The sequence below is a fragment of the Burkholderia sp. AU33423 genome (assembly GCF_002223135.1).
Classification (GTDB): domain Bacteria; phylum Pseudomonadota; class Gammaproteobacteria; order Burkholderiales; family Burkholderiaceae; genus Burkholderia; species Burkholderia lata_D.
In genome coordinates this window covers 1542297-1558328 of the sequence record NZ_NKFH01000007.1, presented here as the reverse complement: position 1 = coordinate 1558328, position 16032 = coordinate 1542297, and the positions used below count along the sequence as shown (strand labels likewise).

13 protein-coding genes are annotated in these 16032 nt (G+C 67.9%); 8 read left to right on the top strand and 5 right to left on the bottom strand.

Annotation, left to right across the window (positions count from 1 at the left end):
* Positions 1 to 217: 217 nt before the first annotated feature.
* The 4 genes from CFB50_RS25545 to CFB50_RS25530 all read left to right on the top strand — a co-directional run bounded on the left by CFB50_RS25545 (position 218) and on the right by CFB50_RS25530 (position 4326).
* A complete protein-coding gene (locus CFB50_RS25545; protein ID WP_089447597.1) occupies positions 218 to 928 on the top strand; it encodes a GntR family transcriptional regulator in 711 nt (236 codons plus the stop codon).
* Between the two features lie 72 nt (positions 929 to 1000).
* Complete coding sequence (locus CFB50_RS25540) at positions 1001 to 1807, top strand: SDR family oxidoreductase (protein ID WP_089447596.1); 807 nt, start codon at positions 1001 to 1003, stop codon at positions 1805 to 1807.
* Between the two features lie 35 nt (positions 1808 to 1842).
* Positions 1843 to 2775 (top strand): 3-keto-5-aminohexanoate cleavage protein, encoded by a 933-nt coding sequence (locus tag CFB50_RS25535; RefSeq protein ID WP_089447595.1) that lies wholly within the window; start codon positions 1843 to 1845, stop codon positions 2773 to 2775.
* 222 nt (positions 2776 to 2997) lie between these two features.
* A complete protein-coding gene (locus tag CFB50_RS25530) occupies positions 2998 to 4326 on the top strand; it encodes an MFS transporter (RefSeq protein WP_089447594.1) in 1329 nt (442 codons plus the stop codon).
* 65 nt (positions 4327 to 4391) lie between these two features.
* On the opposite strand, the gene CFB50_RS25525 is transcribed toward CFB50_RS25530, so the two are convergent.
* Together CFB50_RS25525 and CFB50_RS25520 are read right to left on the bottom strand one after the other, a co-directional pair.
* The gene (locus CFB50_RS25525; RefSeq protein WP_089447593.1) at positions 4392 to 5714 is read right to left on the bottom strand and encodes a TIGR00366 family protein; all 1323 of its coding nucleotides are present in this window, start codon (positions 5712 to 5714) and stop codon (positions 4392 to 4394) included.
* Between the two features lie 208 nt (positions 5715 to 5922).
* Positions 5923 to 7257 (bottom strand): chloride channel protein, encoded by a 1335-nt coding sequence (locus tag CFB50_RS25520; RefSeq protein ID WP_089447592.1) that lies wholly within the window; start codon positions 7255 to 7257, stop codon positions 5923 to 5925.
* Between the two features lie 497 nt (positions 7258 to 7754).
* Between CFB50_RS25520 and CFB50_RS25510 the strand changes: the two genes are divergently transcribed.
* Entirely contained in the window at positions 7755 to 8897 is a 1143-nt protein-coding gene (locus tag CFB50_RS25510) for a porin (RefSeq protein WP_089447591.1), read from the top strand.
* A gap of 216 nt (positions 8898 to 9113) precedes the next feature.
* Positions 9114 to 9416 (top strand): DUF4148 domain-containing protein, encoded by a 303-nt coding sequence (locus CFB50_RS25505; protein ID WP_089447590.1) that lies wholly within the window; start codon positions 9114 to 9116, stop codon positions 9414 to 9416.
* A 133-nt stretch (positions 9417 to 9549) separates the two neighbouring features.
* On the opposite strand, the gene CFB50_RS25500 is transcribed toward CFB50_RS25505, so the two are convergent.
* Positions 9550 to 10497: a LysR family transcriptional regulator gene (locus CFB50_RS25500; RefSeq protein ID WP_069251510.1), complete on the bottom strand. Its 948-nt coding sequence runs from the start codon at positions 10495 to 10497 to the stop codon at positions 9550 to 9552.
* A gap of 200 nt (positions 10498 to 10697) precedes the next feature.
* On the opposite strand from CFB50_RS25500, the gene CFB50_RS25495 reads away from it, so the two are divergent.
* Complete coding sequence (locus CFB50_RS25495; protein WP_089447589.1) at positions 10698 to 12881, top strand: FUSC family protein; 2184 nt, start codon at positions 10698 to 10700, stop codon at positions 12879 to 12881.
* Positions 12882 to 13018: 137 nt separating this feature from the next.
* Complete coding sequence (locus tag CFB50_RS25490) at positions 13019 to 13231, top strand: hypothetical protein (protein WP_089447588.1); 213 nt, start codon at positions 13019 to 13021, stop codon at positions 13229 to 13231.
* Positions 13232 to 13360: 129 nt separating this feature from the next.
* On the opposite strand, the gene CFB50_RS25485 is transcribed toward CFB50_RS25490, so the two are convergent.
* Together CFB50_RS25485 and CFB50_RS25480 are read right to left on the bottom strand one after the other, a co-directional pair.
* On the bottom strand, positions 13361 to 14470 hold the full coding sequence (locus CFB50_RS25485; RefSeq protein ID WP_089447587.1) for a DmpA family aminopeptidase: 1110 nt from the start codon (positions 14468 to 14470) through the stop codon (positions 13361 to 13363).
* Positions 14471 to 14542: 72 nt separating this feature from the next.
* Positions 14543 to 15949, bottom strand: a complete 1407-nt coding sequence (locus CFB50_RS25480) for an APC family permease (protein ID WP_089447586.1) — start codon at positions 15947 to 15949, stop codon at positions 14543 to 14545.
* Between the last annotated feature and the right edge of the window lie 83 nt (positions 15950 to 16032).

Sequence of the window (16032 nt, the reverse complement as noted above, 5' to 3'; positions counted from 1 at the left end):
CGCGCGGGTGCCGCTGCCAATATCCTTGCCCGCGCCGGGCGCCTGCTCGTTCGCGGTAGCCGGGCCGATCGCGGTGTCGGCCTGACAGCCGCTTCAACCACCCTCCTCCGCGTTTTCCCCGATCCCGTTCGACTTGACTCGATGCCTTCGATCGTCAACACTTCGCACATTGCAAGTGTGATCACACATCACAGATCAAACCTCGGAGAACCCCGTCTTGGCGCCTCGTATCGTCACGCCCGCACTGAAAGCCGTTGAACAGGAAACGATGGCCGACAAGGTCTACCAGCAACTGCGCGAAGCGCTGATGAGCGGCCGTTTCGCGCCCGGCCAGGCATTGAGCCTGCGCAGCGTCGCCGAGGCGGTCGGCTCGTCGACGATGCCCGTGCGCGCCGCACTCACCCGACTGCACGCCGAGCGCGCGCTGGTCGACGGCCCGAATCGCGCGCTCGTCGTGCCGCCGATGACACTCGACATGCTCGACGAGTTGCGCGACGTGCGTATCGCACTCGAAGGCTGCATCGCCGAACGCGCGTGCGGACGAATGAGCGGCGCGCAGATCGCGGCCGTGCGCAAGACCTGCGAGACGATGCAGGCGCACGTCGAGGCAGGCCGCTCGCGCGCTTACCTGCAAAGCAATTTCGCGTTCCACAGCGCAATCTACGCGCACGGCGCGAGCGAAAGCACGCTCGCGATCGTCGAAAACCTGTGGATGCGCGTCGGCCCCTTCCTCAACATGGTCGCGCTCGACATCCCGCACATGCGGCGCTCGATGGATGCGCACCGCGCCATCGTCGATGCACTCGAACGGCGCGACGGCGCAGGCGTGCGCGCTGGCATCGCGCTCGACATCGGCGGCGCGGCACACGATCTCGCCGAGACGCTTCGGGCGGAACAGACCCCGCGGACCGTGAACACGAAGCCGTAGCGGCCGCCTGCCGTGGGCGCCCGGTCGCGAGCGTCTGCGATCCGACTACATCAACGATGGAGACAACCCGGCATGACAGCTTCCGACCTGCTGAAACCCTATGACGGCCTGCGCGTCCTCGTGACGGGCGGCGCATCGGGCATCGGTCTTGAAATCGCGGACGCATTCGCCGAATGCGGCGCACACGTGCATGTATGCGACGCGTCGCAAGCCGCGATTGCAGCGCTCGCCGACCGGCCGCCGCCCGCCGGAGCCGGCGCGATCAGCGCGACGCTGGCCGACGTATCCGATCCGGCCGCCGTCGAAAGCGTGTTCGCCGACCTATCGGCCACGCTCGGCGGCCTCGACGTGCTCGTCAACAATGCCGGCATCGCCGGTCCGACTGGCGGCATCGACGAAATCGACCCCGTGCAATGGGAACAAACCGTCGCGATCAACCTGACCGCGCAATTCCAGTTCGCGCGCCGCGCGGTGCCGCTGCTGCGCGAGTCGAAACACGGCGGCGCGATCATTGCACTGTCGTCGGTCGCCGGCCGGCTCGGCTATGCGTTCCGCACGCCGTATGCGGCCACCAAATGGGCGGTGGTCGGGCTCGTGAAGAGCCTCGCGATCGAACTCGGCCCGCTCGGCATTCGCGTGAACGCCATTCAGCCCGGCATCGTGCGCGGCCCGCGAATGCGCCGCGTGATCCAGGCACGTGCGCAGCAGCTCGGCATCGGTTACGACGAAATGGAGACGCGCTATCTCGAGAAGATCTCGCTGCGGCGCATGACCGACCCGGCCGAGATCGCCGCAACCGCGCTGTTCCTGTGCTCGCCGGGCGGGCACGGGATCACGGGCCAAGCGATCTCCGTCTGCGGCAACGTCGAAGTGCTCTGACGCACCCTGCATCGTTCACCGAAAGGAATCCATCCGTGGCCAACGCTCGCAAAGTCATCATCACCTGTGCGCCGACCGGCGCGATCCATACGCCGTCGATGTCGCCGTACCTGCCTGTCACGCCGCACGAGATCGAAACGGCCGCCGTCGCGGCCGCCGAGGCCGGCGCAGCGATCCTGCACCTCCACGCACGCAATCCGTCCGACGGCAAGCCGACCCAGGATCCGGCCGTGTTCGCCGAATTCCTGCCGCGCATCAAGGCGCAAACCGACGCGGTGATCAACCTCACGTCGGGCGGCAGCCCGCACATGACCGTCGACGAACGACTCCAGCCCGCACTGCATTTCCAGCCCGAAGTCGCATCGCTGAACATGGGCTCGATGAACTTCGGGCTGTACCCGATGCTCGAGCGCTTTCGCGAGCTGAAGCATCCGTGGGAACGCGAACATCTCGAGAAGAGCCGCGACCTCGTGTTCAAGAACACGTTCGCCGATATCGAGACGATCCTCACGCGCTGCGGCGCGAACGGCACGCGGTTCGAATTCGAGTGCTACGACATCTCGCATCTGTACAACCTTGCGCATTTTGTCGACCGCGGGCTCGCGAAGCCGCCGTTCTTCGTGCAAAGCGTGTTCGGCCTGCTCGGCGGGATCGGCGCGCACCCGGAGGACCTGATGCACATGCGCCGCACCGCCGACCGCCTGTTCGGCAGCGATTACGTGTGGTCGATCCTCGGCGCCGGGCGCAACCAGATTCCGCTCGCGACGATCGGCGCCGCGCAAGGCGCGAACGTGCGCGTCGGGCTCGAGGATTCGCTATGGATCGCGCCGGGCAAGCTCGCGGAATCGAGCGCCGCGCAGGTCCTGAAGATGCGACAGGTGCTTGAAGGCCTGTCGCTCGAGATCGCGACACCGGCCGAGGCGCGCACGATGCTCGCACTCAAGGGCGGCGACGCGGTGAATTTCTGATCGCCGGGTAGCCCCCCAACACCAGAGTCCGCAAGCGCAGTGACAAGGCGCCGGCCCGAGCCGGCCGGCGCCAGGACGCCCATCATCGCCCCGCTCCGTTCGAGCGCTGCCGGCGCGGCTCCGTCGTCTGCCCATCCGCTGCATGCATCGCAGCGGCATCTGCCGAACGCGGCGCACCGTGCTTGCCGTGCGCGCCGGTTCGCCCTTACCGGAGTCGTCCGCATGTCCACTCATCACGCCCAGGCCTTGTCTTCCGCCGCCGGCGACGCGAGCGCGTCGCTGAACCGGCTGCTGTTCCGCAAACTCCTGCCGCTGCTGATCGCCGCGTATGTGATCAGCTTCCTCGACCGCACCAACATCGCGTTCGCCAAACATTCGATGGGGGTCGATCTCGGCATTTCATCGGCCGCGTACGGACTCGGCGCGGGGCTGTTCTTCCTGACCTATGCGCTCTTCGAAATTCCGAGCAACCTGATCATGCATCGCGTCGGCGCGCGCTTCTGGATCACGCGGATCATGATCACGTGGGGTGCACTGTCGGTCGCCATGGCATTCGTCAGCGGCGAGACGTCGTTCTACGTGATGCGCCTGCTGCTCGGGGCTGCCGAAGCCGGCCTGTTTCCCGGCGTGATGCTGTACCTGACGTACTGGTTCGGCCGCGAAGAGCGTGCACGTGCGACCGGCTATTTCCTGCTGGGCGTGTGCATTGCGAATATCGTCGGCGGGCCGCTGGCCGGTGCGCTGATCGAACTCGACGGCACGCTCGGCTTCCACGGCTGGCAATGGCTGTTCGTCGTCGAAGGCATTCCGGCGATCCTGCTCGCGTTCGTCGTGTGGACACGGCTGCCGGATCGTCCGAGCGCCGCGCCGTGGCTCGCCCCGGAAACCGGCCGCGCGCTCGAGCGCAAGCTGGCCGCCGAACAGGACGCGGGCGTCGCGGCGCACGGCGGCCACGCGTTCGGCGCCGCACTGCGCGATCCGCAGATCTGGCTCGCGATCTTCGTGTACTTCTGCCACCAGTTGACCATCTACACGGTGATCTTCTTCCTGCCGGGCATCATCGGCGCATCGGGACGCTTCTCGCCGTTCGCGGTCGGGTTGTTGACCGCGCTGCCCTGGCTCGCCGCCGCGTGCGGCGCCGCCACGCTGCCGCGCTTTGCGCGCGAGTCGCGGCATTCGCGCCGGATGCTGTGTGCGGGGCTGGTCGTGATGGCGGCCGGGATGGTAGGCGCCGCGCATGCGTCGCCATTGGCGGGGCTGCTCTGCGTGTGCGTGGCCGCGTCGATGTTCTTCGTCGTGCAGTCGATCGTGTTCACGTTTCCGGCGTCGCGGCTCGCGGGCAGCGCGCTGGCCGGCGGACTCGGACTGGTGAATACGTGCGGGTTGCTCGGCGGCTTCGTCGGACCGACCGTCGTCGGTGCGATCGAACAGGCAACCGGCAATGCGAAGAACGGGTTGACGCTGCTGGCGGCCGCGCTCGTCATCGCGGCGTTCGCCAGCCTCGCGTTGCGGCACGGACACGAGCGGCTGGACGCGCGGTCGCACGGCTGACGGCAGGCCGGATTCGGGATCGCGAGAGGCGGACGTGTACGTCGCCCGTCTCTCGCGTCGCCCCGTCAGAACAGATACATCCCCGCGACGAACACGACGCCCGAGAACAGCAGCGTCGTCACGCAATACCCCATGATGTCGCGCACGCCGAGCCCGGCGATCGCCAGCGCGGGCAGCGCCCAGAACGGCTGCGCCATGTTGGTCCAGGCCTCGCCGTACGCGATCGCCATCGCGGCCTTGCCGAGATCGGCGCCGAGCGCCTGAGCGGCCGGCATCACGAACGGGCCCTGCACGACCCAGTGGCCGCCGCCGGACGGCACCGCGAAATTGATCACGGCCGAGCTCAGGAATGCGAGCAGCGGGAACGTATGCACGTTCGCAATATCGACGAACCACTTCGTGATCACGCCCGCGAGCCCCGAATGATCCATCAGCGCCTGGATGCCCGCGTAAAACGGGAACTGAATCATGATCCCGGACGCGCCGCGCGCCGCGCCGGCCACTGCGCGCGCATAGGCCATCGGCGTACGGTGCAGCAGGATGCCGGCCGCGAGGAACGCGAGGTTCACGGTGTCGATGTCGAGCGCGAAGCCCTTCTGCACGAACTTCAGCACGAGGAACGCCGCACACAGCGCCGCGACGAGGACCGACAGCAGGCGGCTTTCCTCCAGCCGTTCGGCGAACGTCGCGTCGGGCCCGAGCTGGCGCTCGACGCTCGGCGGTTCGGCCAGCAGCGCCGGATCGACGCTGACGACGTCACCCGGCTTCGGCATCATCATGCGCGCGAGGAACGGCAGCATCACGATCAGGCCGATCGTGATGAACGCGTTGTAGCCGGTGAAGATCGTCTCCGACACGGGAATCAGCCCGATGGTCTTCTCCATCGGATTGCCCTTCGTGGCCGCGACGAGCGGGACCGAGCCCGATAAGCCGCCGTGCCAGCTCAGGAAGCCCATGTAGGCGGACGCAACGAGCAGCCGGTAATCGCTGCCGGCGACACGGCGCGCCACCTCGCGCGCGAGCATCGCGCCGAGCACGAGGCCGAAGCCCCAGTTGATCGCGCACGCGAGCGCGCCGACGAACGCGACGAGCATCACGCCCTGCCCCGGCGTGCGCGCGGTGCTCGCAAGCGCGACGAGCATGCGCTTCACGGGCGGGGAACTCGCGAGTGCGTGACCGGTGACGAGGATCATTACCATCTGCATCGAGAACGCGAGCAGGTTCCAGAAACCCGAACCCCACATCGTCGTGAGTTGCACGGGCGTGTTCGGCGTGAGGCCGAACGCGAGCGCGAACGTGACGATCGTCAGCAGGATCGCGAAAATCAACGGGTCGGGCAACACGCGGTGGACCACCTGCGTGAAAAAGCGGGAAATGCGCTGTATCAACTTGAGCTCCTCGTTTCCTGATAGGGATGTCCGCGCGTGTCGTTGTTGGTGGAGGCGCGGAAACGCGCGGATTCTTGCACAGAACCGGCGCACGCGCTCTGGAGCACGCGGCTGCGATCGCGTGCTGGCGCGGATGAGGAAACCGGGAGGAAAACGACGACCGGCGGTGCAATCGGCACCGCCGGTGGAAAGGACCGATGCGTGTGCGTCAGCGAACGGCAGTCGCAGGCGTGCTCACGGTTGCAACCGGATTCGCCCGCCGTTCGGCCAGCCGCTGCGCGCACCGGTACGCGACCAGCGAGCCGGCCATGGCCAGCAGCATCGGCACGAGGCTGTCGTGATCCGCGCGCGTGAATTCGAGCAGCAGCACGACCGCCGTGATCGGCATCTGCATCGACGCGGCGAGAAACGCGGTTGCGCCGATCAGTGCGCACCCGCCGATCTCCGCGCCCGGCCACACGAGGCTCCACAGCCCGCCGAGCACGACGCCGAGCAGCGCGCCGTTCGCGAGGCCCGGCGTCAGCAGGCCGCCTTCCGCCCCCGCCCGCAGGCTGCCGGCCTCGATCAGCACCTTCATCACGAGCAGCGCCGCGGCAAGACCGATCGTCAGCGTGCCGTCGAAGCCCAGCGACGCCGGGCCCTTGCCATTGCCGAGCAATGGCGGAAACCACATCGCGAGCACGCCGATCATCGCGAAGTTGACCAGCGCGAGCACGGGCAACCGCCCGTCTTTCGGCGCGTTCGCCCGGGCACGCGTGGTGAGCCGCACGAAGCCGTACGCGGCGAAGCCGAACAGCGGACCGCAGACGATCGACCACGCCACCAGCGGCGTGCTCAGCACGAACGGCGGCACCGTGTACTGGTGTTCGTTGCCGAGGCCGATCCACGCAACGGCCGCGGCGATCGCCGACGTCGCGACCGCCACGACCAGCGCACGTAGTTCGAACGTGCCGAGCAGCACTTCGAGCACGAAGATCGCGCCGCCGAGCGGCACGTTGTAGACGGCCGCGAGGCCCGCACCGGCACCGCACGCGACCATCAGCCGGCAGTCGTCGGGCGTGAGCCCCGCCGCATGCGCTAGCCGCCCGGCAAGCAGCGCACCGATCTCGCGCGGCGCGACTTCGCGGCCGAGCGGCGAACCGAGCGCGACGGTGACGATCTGCAGCAACGCGTGAACCGTCGTGCTGACGACCGGCATGCGCGGATCGGCTGCACGCACCGCGCGACGGATGCTGACGAGCGGCCGGCCATACCGGTACAACGCCCACCAGCCGCCGCCGGCGACGATCCCGCAGACGACCAGCACCGCGACGCGGCGCAGCGGATCGGCGCCGGTCACGCCGGTGAGGAAGCTCTCGGTGCCGATCACGTGCGCGGTGCTGTAGCCGTACGCGACGTGCTGGATCGCATGCAGCAGCAGCGCGAGCAGCATGCCGCCGAGGCCCGCGCCGACGCCGGTCAGGATCGTGACGACGGCCATGCGCGCGAACGGGCTGGCGGCCGGCGGAGAGGATGCGGGGACGGACGGGAGATCGGGGCGCATGGGATCGGCGAATGGGTTCGACAAAACGGCGTGCAACACGCACGCCGCCGTCAGGACCGCATCGTAGGCCGGCGCCCATCATGAGACAAACGTCTTTTTCGAATCGACTCATGCATTTCATGAATGCATAGCGTCGAACGCCACGGGGTGGCCCACCGCCAGCGACAAATCCGCGTCGATCCGGATACGCGTGTGACGCCCGTCGTCGGCGTAAGCGCCTGTTCTCCGCGCGCCAGTCACGCCGATGAACCGCCGCGCCGCGTCCCGCGCATGTTGCAACGACGCGACAACCGGTCACGGAGGAGCGGATGCCACCTGCGCGCGATCGCGCAGAAACCACCGGCATCAGGCGCGCGCGGTACATCGTGTCAGTTTTGTGAAGGACTCTTGCCGGATCCGGAAAGGTGCGCTCGCGGCCCCGGCGGCCTTGCGCGCGCGATGCGTTCCTATACTTGCGCCGAACTTTCGTTCCCAGTCCCACACGCAGGAGCCCTGACTTGAAAAAAACCCTCATCGCCGGCGCATGCACCGCCGCACTGTTCGCCCCGCTCGCTCACGCACAGAGTTCGGTCACGCTGTACGGCCTGATCGACGCCGGCATCGTCTACACCAACAACGCCAACGGCGCGTCGCTGTGGCGCCTGAACAGCGGCACCGTCAACGGCAGCCGCGTCGGGTTTCGCGGCACCGAGGATCTCGGCGGCGGCCTGAAGGCGCTGTTCGTGCTCGAGAACGGCTTCAACGTGAACAACGGCGGGCTCGGGCAGGACGGCAAGCTGTTCGGCCGCCACGCGTACGTCGGCCTGAGCCGGAACGGCTACGGCACGCTGACGCTCGGCCGCCAGTACGACACGATGGTCGACTTCGTCGCGCCGCTGTCGGCCACGGCCGGCGACTTCGGCGACGCGAGCTTCGCGCATCCGTTCGACAACGACAACCTGAACCACTCGCTGCGCATCAACAACGCGGTCAAGTACACGAGCGAGACCTATGCGGGCTTCAAGGTCGGCGCGATGTACGCGTTCTCGAACGCGACGAACTTCGGCGCGAACCGCGCGTACAGCGTCGCGGCGAGCTATACGAACGGCCCGTTGAAGCTGGCCGGCGCGTACCTGCAGATGAACGGCACGAAGGGCTCGACGAGCGTGAGCCCCGGCGCGACCGATGCGGCCGAAGCGAAGAGCCTGAACCAGGGCGGCTGGTCGATCGGCTCGGACCGCATGCGTTCGTATGGCGGCGGCATCAGCTACGGGTTCGGCCCGGCCACCGTCGGCTTCGTCTATACGCGTTCGCAATACGACAACACGGGCTCGTTCGGCTCGACCGGCCAGGTCGCGTTCAACAACTACGACGTGAACGTGCGCTATGCGGTGACGCCGGCCGTCAGCCTCGGCGCGGCCTACGTGTACACGGACGCCAGCGTGTCGAACCCCGACAGCAAGCACGGCACCGATCCGAAGTGGCACCAGGTCGACCTGCAGGCCGTCTACAAGCTGTCGCGCCGCACGGACATCTATGCGGAAGCGATGTACCAGCACGCAGCGGGCCGCGGCTACCAGGCGTTCATCAACGGCTCGGGCGGCGCATCGAGCACGGCGAACCAGATCGTCGGCACGATCGGCATGCGCACGCGCTTCTGACCGGCGCAATGCCTCGTCGCCCGACGGCCACGAGCCTGCGTACGCACGCGGGTTCGCCGGCCGCGGGCGGCCTCCATCAATGTTGTGCCATCTGGAAGGCAGCCTGCCTGGAATCGGGGTTTTTACGCGCGCGGGCGCTGCGTAGACTGCCAGCAAAGGTCGGGGTCACGCATCGCGCGTCGAACCGGCCGCCCACCCCGCCCCCAGGAGAACCTCGTGAAATCGCTCGTCGTTACCGCCGCCGCTGCCGTCCTGCTCGCTGCACCGGCCCTGTCTTTCGCCCAGTCGGCCAAGTCGCCCGTCACGCGCGCGCAAGTGCTGCAGGAGCTGATCGATCTCGAGTCGGTCGGCTACAACCCGGCGCGCGGCGAAGTCAACAACTATCCGGACGACATCATGGCGGCGCAGGAACGACTCCACGAAAAGCGTCTCGCGGAACAGAAGGCAGCGCAGGCCGCCTACGGCCGCGCCGGCGCACCGACGACGGAATCGGGCGCGGCTGCCAAGCCCACGCGGTAACGGCATGACGAAGCGCCGCGCCCGCGTGAACGATGTCATGCAGGCGTGGCGCGGTTGCGTTCGCTTGATTGGCTCGATTGGCTTGAAAAGAAGACACCGGCGGCGTGGCAATGCGCCGGTGCGCGCCCGCCGCTCAGGCGGCCTGCGGTTCGCGATCGATCGCGTTCAGCATCTCGACGTCGCGCGCGATCATCCCCGGCACCTGGGCACGCAGCATCTCGACCCAGGTCCGCACCTTCGCATCGACGAAGCGGCGCGACGGATACAGCGCGTACACGTTCATCTTCTGCAGGATATGCGCGGGCAGCACGCGGACGAGCGTGCCGTCGCGCAGCGCGTCGATCGCCGAGTACAGCGGCAGCATGCCGATCCCGATGCCGTCGCGGATGGCAAGGGCAAGCGATTCGGCCGTATTGGTCTGCACCGGCCCCGCGACGTGGATCTGCTCGACGCCTTCCGGCCCTTCGAGCACCCATTCGTGCGTCGGGAACGCCGGCGTGCACAACGTCAGGCACGCGTGCGCAGAGAGATCCTGCGGGCGTACCGGCGCGCCGTGGCGTTTCACATAGTCGGGCGACGCGCACAGGATGCTGAAGGTCGAGCCGAGCAGGTGCGACACGAGTTCCGAATCGGGCAGCGACGACGCGGTCACGACGGCCATGTCGCTCGTGCCGTCGAACAGGTCGGGCATGCGCTGCGACAGCGACAGTTCGATCGACACGTCCGGGAACTGCGCGTGATAGCGCGTCAGCGCGGGCAACACATAGTGATGACCGACGCTTGCGAAGCTGTGCATGCGCAGCACGCCGGCCGGCCGTTCGTGCGCGCAGCTCGCCTCTTCTTCCGCGCGGTCGACGTCGGCGAGGATCTGGCGGCAGCGCCGCAGATAGCTTTCGCCGGCCGACGTGAGCGCGAGACGGCGCGTCGAACGATTCATCAGACGGGTGCGCAGGCGCGCCTCGAGCTCCGACACCGCGCGCGACATCGCGCCCGTCGTCGAATTCAGCGATTGCGCGGCGGCGGTGAAACTGCCCGTCTCGACGACGCGCGAAAACACCCGCATGTTTTGTAGGGTATCCATTCCTGTGAGCAACCTGTAGCGGAGCCGCTATTTTCCTCCACGGGATGCGACAGATTGTTACTCCGGCTGCAACTATCGTTTCCCCGCAGCTGCGTTAATGCGCGGGCGCCGCACTCCTACAATCGGCGCCTCAACAGTCGAACGGACCCGTTCGGACGCGCCGCGCACCCTGGCCGGCCCCGTACCGGCCCCCTCTTTTCATGAAGCCACAACCTGCGATCGAGCGTCCTTCCATCGAACCGGCACGATGGAGAACCTGGCTCGATCCACTCGGCGACGCGGCACGCGACTGGGCCGCGAGCGACGGGCTGATCTGGCTGCACCTCGCGAAAACCGTGTTCGCGGCGCTCCTCGCGATGGGCATCGCGATGCGCCTGGAGATGTCGCAGCCGCGCACGGCGATGACGACCGTGTTCGTGCTGATGCAGCCGCTGTCGGGGATGGTGTTCGCGAAGAGCTTCTACCGCGTGCTCGGCACGGCGGCCGGCCTCGTCGCCGCGCTCGCGCTCGGCGGGCTGTTCGCGCAGCAGCCCGAGCTGTACATGGCCGGCATCACGCTGTGGATCGGCACCTGCATCGCGCTCGCGGTGCGCAACCGCCACTTCCGCTGGTACGGCTTCGTGCTCGCCGGTTACACGGCCGCGCTGATCGGCCTGCCGACCGTGATGACCCCGCAGACGCTGTTCCAGTCCGCGCTCACCCGCGCCGCGGAAGTCGCGCTCGGCATCGCGTGCTCGGGTGCGGTCAGCGCGCTGATCCTGCCGCTCAGCTCCGCGAAGGCACTGATGCGTTCGCTCGGCACCCGCCATGCGACGTTCGCGGCGTTCACGGCCGGCGCGCTCGCGGGCGACGTCGCACGCGGCGATTTCGAACGGCGCTTCGCCGATTTCGTCGACGACATCGTCGGCTTCGAGGCCAACCGCGCGTTCGCGTCGTTCGAGGATCCGCACATTCGCGCGCGCAGCCGCCGCCTCGCGCGGCTGAACAGCGAGTTCATGAACGCGTGCACGCGACTGCATGCGCTGCACCAGCTCGTCAAGCGATTGCGCGCCAATGGCTCGGACGCGGTGCTCGATGCGCTGGCGCCGCACGTCGACGCGCTCGCGCAGCGCTTCGCCGCACTGCGCGACGAACGGCAGCGCGGCATCGCGCCGGCCACCGGCGCACTGCTCGAACTGCGCCGCTTCCACAGCGCATTGCCGAAAGCCGCGCGGGCATCGCGGCGAGACATTGAGGCGCACGCGGCCGGCGGCCTGCTCGACTTCGATACCGCGATCGAGCTGCTGTACCGCTTCATCGGCGAATATCTCGGCTACGCCGATACCTATGCGTCGCTCGACCAGGACGATCACGCGTTCGAGCGCTCGGTCACGCACTACGCGGTGAAGACCAATTCATTCTTCGTCGGGTTCGCGTTCCTGCGCACGATCGTCGCCGTCGGCGCGATGAGCGCGTTCTGGCTTGCGTCCGAATGGCCGAGCGGCCCGCTCGCCGTGATCGCCACCGCGATCGCGTGCGCGCTCAGCTCGACATCGCCACGCGCGCCGAAGTTCGTCGCGCAGATGAGCGTCGGCGCGGCGTTCGCGACCGCCGTCGGCTACGTGTTCCTGTGCTACGTGTATCCGAACATCGAAGGGTTCCCGCTGCTGTGCGCCGCGCTCGCGCCGGTGCTCGGCCTCGGCGCGTTTCTCGCGATGCGGCCGGGCTTGTCCGGTTACGGGATCGGCTTCGCGGTGTTCTTTTGCCTGCTCGCGGGGCCCGACAACGTGATCGCGTATACGCCCGAGGTGCTGATCAACAACGGCCTGGCGATCGTCATCGCGATGCTCGCGTGCTCGCTCGTGTTCGCGGTCGTGTTCCCCACCCACATGCCGTGGCTCACGGGCCGCATCGCGCACGACCTGCGCCGCCAGGTCACGCTGGCGTGCGAAGGATCGACGGATCGCCTCGCGCAGCGCTTCCAGTCGAGCACGCACGACCTGATGGCGCAACTGCGCACGCTGCTCGTGCGGCGCACGCGACAGCATCGCGATGCGATGCGCTGGATGCTGTCGACGCTCGAGGTCGGCCACGCGGTGATCGACCTGCGCGACGAGCTGAACGCGTTCTGCGCATCGAAGCCGCCGCAAACGCTGCGCTGGACCAGCTCGATCGACGCGGTGCTGCGCGAACTGCCGCGCTTCTTCGACGATCCGACGCCCGGCCATCACGCGCGCACGCTGAAATCAGTGAACCTGGCGATCCGCGCGGCGCAGCACACGCTGCAGGCGTGGTATGCAGTGCCCAACGAGCGGCACCGGATGCAGCGGATCGTCGGCTGCCTGCACTTCATGCGCAGTGCGCTGCTGGACAAGGACGCGCCGTTCAACCGGCATCGCCATTGACGATCGGTGCGCGCGCAACGGGATCCTTGTTCCGGATGGAAATAAGCTCTTCAGCCGCGGTGATTAATCTTTAAGCAGTGCGAGCCTATAGTTTCCTCACTGCCAGCGAGACTGGCACTCACCCAGGAGAAACTAAAATGAAGCCGCTGCACCTCGCCCTCGTTGCCCTGTCGCTCACCGCTGCTGTTGCTCACGCACAGCCGGCACCGGCAGACGTCGCACAGCAACCGGCGAACCGCGCTGAAGCCGTCGCCACCGCAGGCCGTGTCGATCGTTCGAAATCGAAGCAGGAAGATCCGAACGCGTGTGTCGGCCCCGTCAGCTTCTGCAACATCTACTTCGGCAACTGAGCATGACGCCGCGTCGTCACGGCCAGGCCCGCACCGCCCGCCTCGCATGCGCGGGCGCTCGGCGGCCCGGCCGATCGCCGCATCGCCGTGCCACCCCACGCCGCTTCGATTGAAGCGGCGCAGGCCGTTTCAGGCGCCGCGCCCCGGCCGCCAGCCCACCTCGCGCAACGCATCCAGCAAGCGCGCCTGCCCCAGCCCTTCGACCCGCGCGCCGCGCGACTCGACGTCGCCACCCGCGACGAGCGCATTCACGATCGCTTCCTCCACCGCTTCCGCCGCCGCGACGAACAGCGCGGAAATATGGTCGTTGTTGACCATCTTCACGTCGGCAGTCGGCATCCCCTTGCTGCCGTAGTTCGCCGCCGGCAGACCGTCGTTGCCGGTTGCGAACGCCAGGAAGATGTCGCCGCTCGAATCCTCCGTGCCGCCGCCGACGCGCGCCAGCCCGACGCTCGCGCGCTGTGCAAGACGCGTGCACTGGTGCGGCAGCAGCGGCGCGTCGGTCGCGATCGTCACGACGATCGAGCCCATCCCGGCCTCGCCTTGCGCGTCCGGCGCACGGAATGGCGAAGGCACGTGGCGCAGCACTTCGCCGACCGGATAGCCGGCCACGCGCAGCATCTCGCGCACGCCGTAGTTCGCCTGCACGAGCGCGCCGACGGTCCAGCCGCCCGCATCGGCCGCGAGCACGCGCGACGCAGTGCCGATGCCACCCTTGAACTCGTGGCAGATCATCCCCGTGCCGCCGCCCACGCCGCCTTCGGCAACCGGCCCCGACTGCGCGGCGGCCAGCGCACGCTGCACATGCGCGGCGCTCACGTGCTGCCCCCAGATGTCGTTCAGCAGCCCGTCGTAGGTTTCCATCACGACCGGCATGCACCAGTACACGCGGCCGGCCGCCGCTTCGCGCTCGTTCGCGACGAGCGCATCGCGCACCGCGCCGACGCTATGCGTGTTCGTATAGGCGATCGGCGTGGTCAGCAGGCCGGCCTCGCGGATCCATTCGAGCCCCGTCGCGTCGCCGTTGCCGTTCAGCACGTGCACGCCCGCGAAGCACGGCGAATCGTGCGCGGCGCCCGCGCGCGGCTCGATGACGGTGACGCCGGTGCGGATCGATGCGTCGCCGTTCTCGACGTTCAGCGTGCAATGTCCGACCCGCACGCCCGGAACGTCCGTGATCGCGTTGAAGCGGCCCGGTGTGCCGAGTCCGATGCGGATGCCGAGATCCCTCGTGCGCATGATGCAATTCCCCCAGTCTTTCAATGGTTCGGTGTTTCGATGTTTCGGTACGGCAAGCTTTCGATCCCGCGCTCAGAGCGTGCGGAAGGCTTTGCTGTGGCGCGCCCAGACCGCATACATCACGAGCGCGGCGACCAGCAGCCCCGCGATGATGATCAGGTCGGTCGGTTTCGTGGCCGTTGCGAGCGTGGTGTAGAGCGTATACGCGGCGCCGGCTACCGCCACGAGCGGCGTCACGGGCCACAACGGCATCCGGTAGTGATGCTCGACGTCACGGCGCACGAAGCGGCTCGCGAGCGCGGCCAGCCCGACGACCAGATAGATCAGCAGCAGCAGGTCGACCGTGAACGCGGTCAGGTCATCGAGGCTCGACACGAACACGAGCCCGGCCGACGGCACCGCGAGCGCGATCGTCGCAAGCCACGGCGATTCGAAGCGCGGATGGATCGTCGAGAAGGCGCGGTTGCAGGTGCGTGACCAGAGCGCGTGCCGGCCGCTGCTGTACAGCAGCCGCCCCATCGTGATCACGATCGCGATGATCGCATTGAACACCGACAGGAAGATCCCGCCGCTGACCACGCGCGACACGGCCGGGTTGCTCAGCGAGCGCACGACATAGCCGATCGGGTCGGCACTCTTCGTCAGATCGGTCAGCGACGGCGCACCGAGCACGATCGCGGTGAGCGGAATCAGTTCGACGACGAGGATCACGAGCAGCGAGTAGATCACCGCCTTCGCGACATTTCGGTTGCCGCCGCGCAGGTCTTCCGCGAGATACGCCGCCGAACCGAAGCCGTTGTAGCAGAAGATCGCCGTGCCGATCGCCGGGACGATCGCGGCCAGCGTCGCCGGCACGAGCGCGTTGCCGCTCGCGACGACCGGCGCGATCAGCGCGTCGGCGCCGCGATGCGGCGAACCGAAGCCGAGGCCCGCGATCAGCATCAGCACGCCGATCTCGACGACGAGAAATGCGCCCGTGATCCACGCGTTCGTCTTGATGTTCAGCATGCCGAGCAGGTAGCTGAGCAGCACGATCGTCAGCGCGACCGACTGGTTGCTGAAATGCGTGCCGAGCGCGTTGTTCAGGTAGGGCGCGGCGCCGCTCGCGAGCACGGCCGGGATGAACACGCTGACGGACAGCACCGTGATGAAGGTCAGGTAGCCGGGCAGCGTGCCGAACACGCGCTTGGCCATCACGTACTCGCCGCCCGCGCTGCGGTGCGCGGCGCTGAGCTCCGCGTAGCAGAGCGCGAACGCCAGCGCGAGCACGCCGCCGAGCAGGAACGACAGCACGGCGCCGCTGCCGGCCTGCTGGATCGCGAACGGCGCGATCACGAAAATCGAGCTCGCGGGCGTCACGCCCGATACGGTGATCATCACCGCATCGCGCACGCTGAGCGTCTGCGACAGCGCGCGCGGCGCGTCTTCCGTTGCAGGCGCCGCTTGCAGCGTGCCCGTCGATTCCGACATCATCGCCATTTCGTTCTCCTGTGCTTGGGCCAATCCTTTGCCACTTTTTTTTGAACGCCCATACTCGGGCCCGATTGATTGCGTGGCAGTCT

Coding starts and splice junctions, on each gene's coding strand:
- CFB50_RS25520 (WP_089447592.1), bottom strand. CDS start 7,257: ATGCGCCCCGATCTCCCGTCCGTCCCCGCATCCTCTCCGCCGGCCGCC.
- CFB50_RS25540 (WP_089447596.1), top strand. CDS start 1,001: ATGACAGCTTCCGACCTGCTGAAACCCTATGACGGCCTGCGCGTCCTC.
- CFB50_RS25530 (WP_089447594.1), top strand. CDS start 2,998: ATGTCCACTCATCACGCCCAGGCCTTGTCTTCCGCCGCCGGCGACGCG.
- CFB50_RS25480 (WP_089447586.1), bottom strand. CDS start 15,949: ATGGCGATGATGTCGGAATCGACGGGCACGCTGCAAGCGGCGCCTGCA.
- CFB50_RS25500 (WP_069251510.1), bottom strand. CDS start 10,497: ATGGATACCCTACAAAACATGCGGGTGTTTTCGCGCGTCGTCGAGACG.
- CFB50_RS25485 (WP_089447587.1), bottom strand. CDS start 14,470: ATGCGCACGAGGGATCTCGGCATCCGCATCGGACTCGGCACACCGGGC.
- CFB50_RS25490 (WP_089447588.1), top strand. CDS start 13,019: ATGAAGCCGCTGCACCTCGCCCTCGTTGCCCTGTCGCTCACCGCTGCT.
- CFB50_RS25495 (WP_089447589.1), top strand. CDS start 10,698: ATGAAGCCACAACCTGCGATCGAGCGTCCTTCCATCGAACCGGCACGA.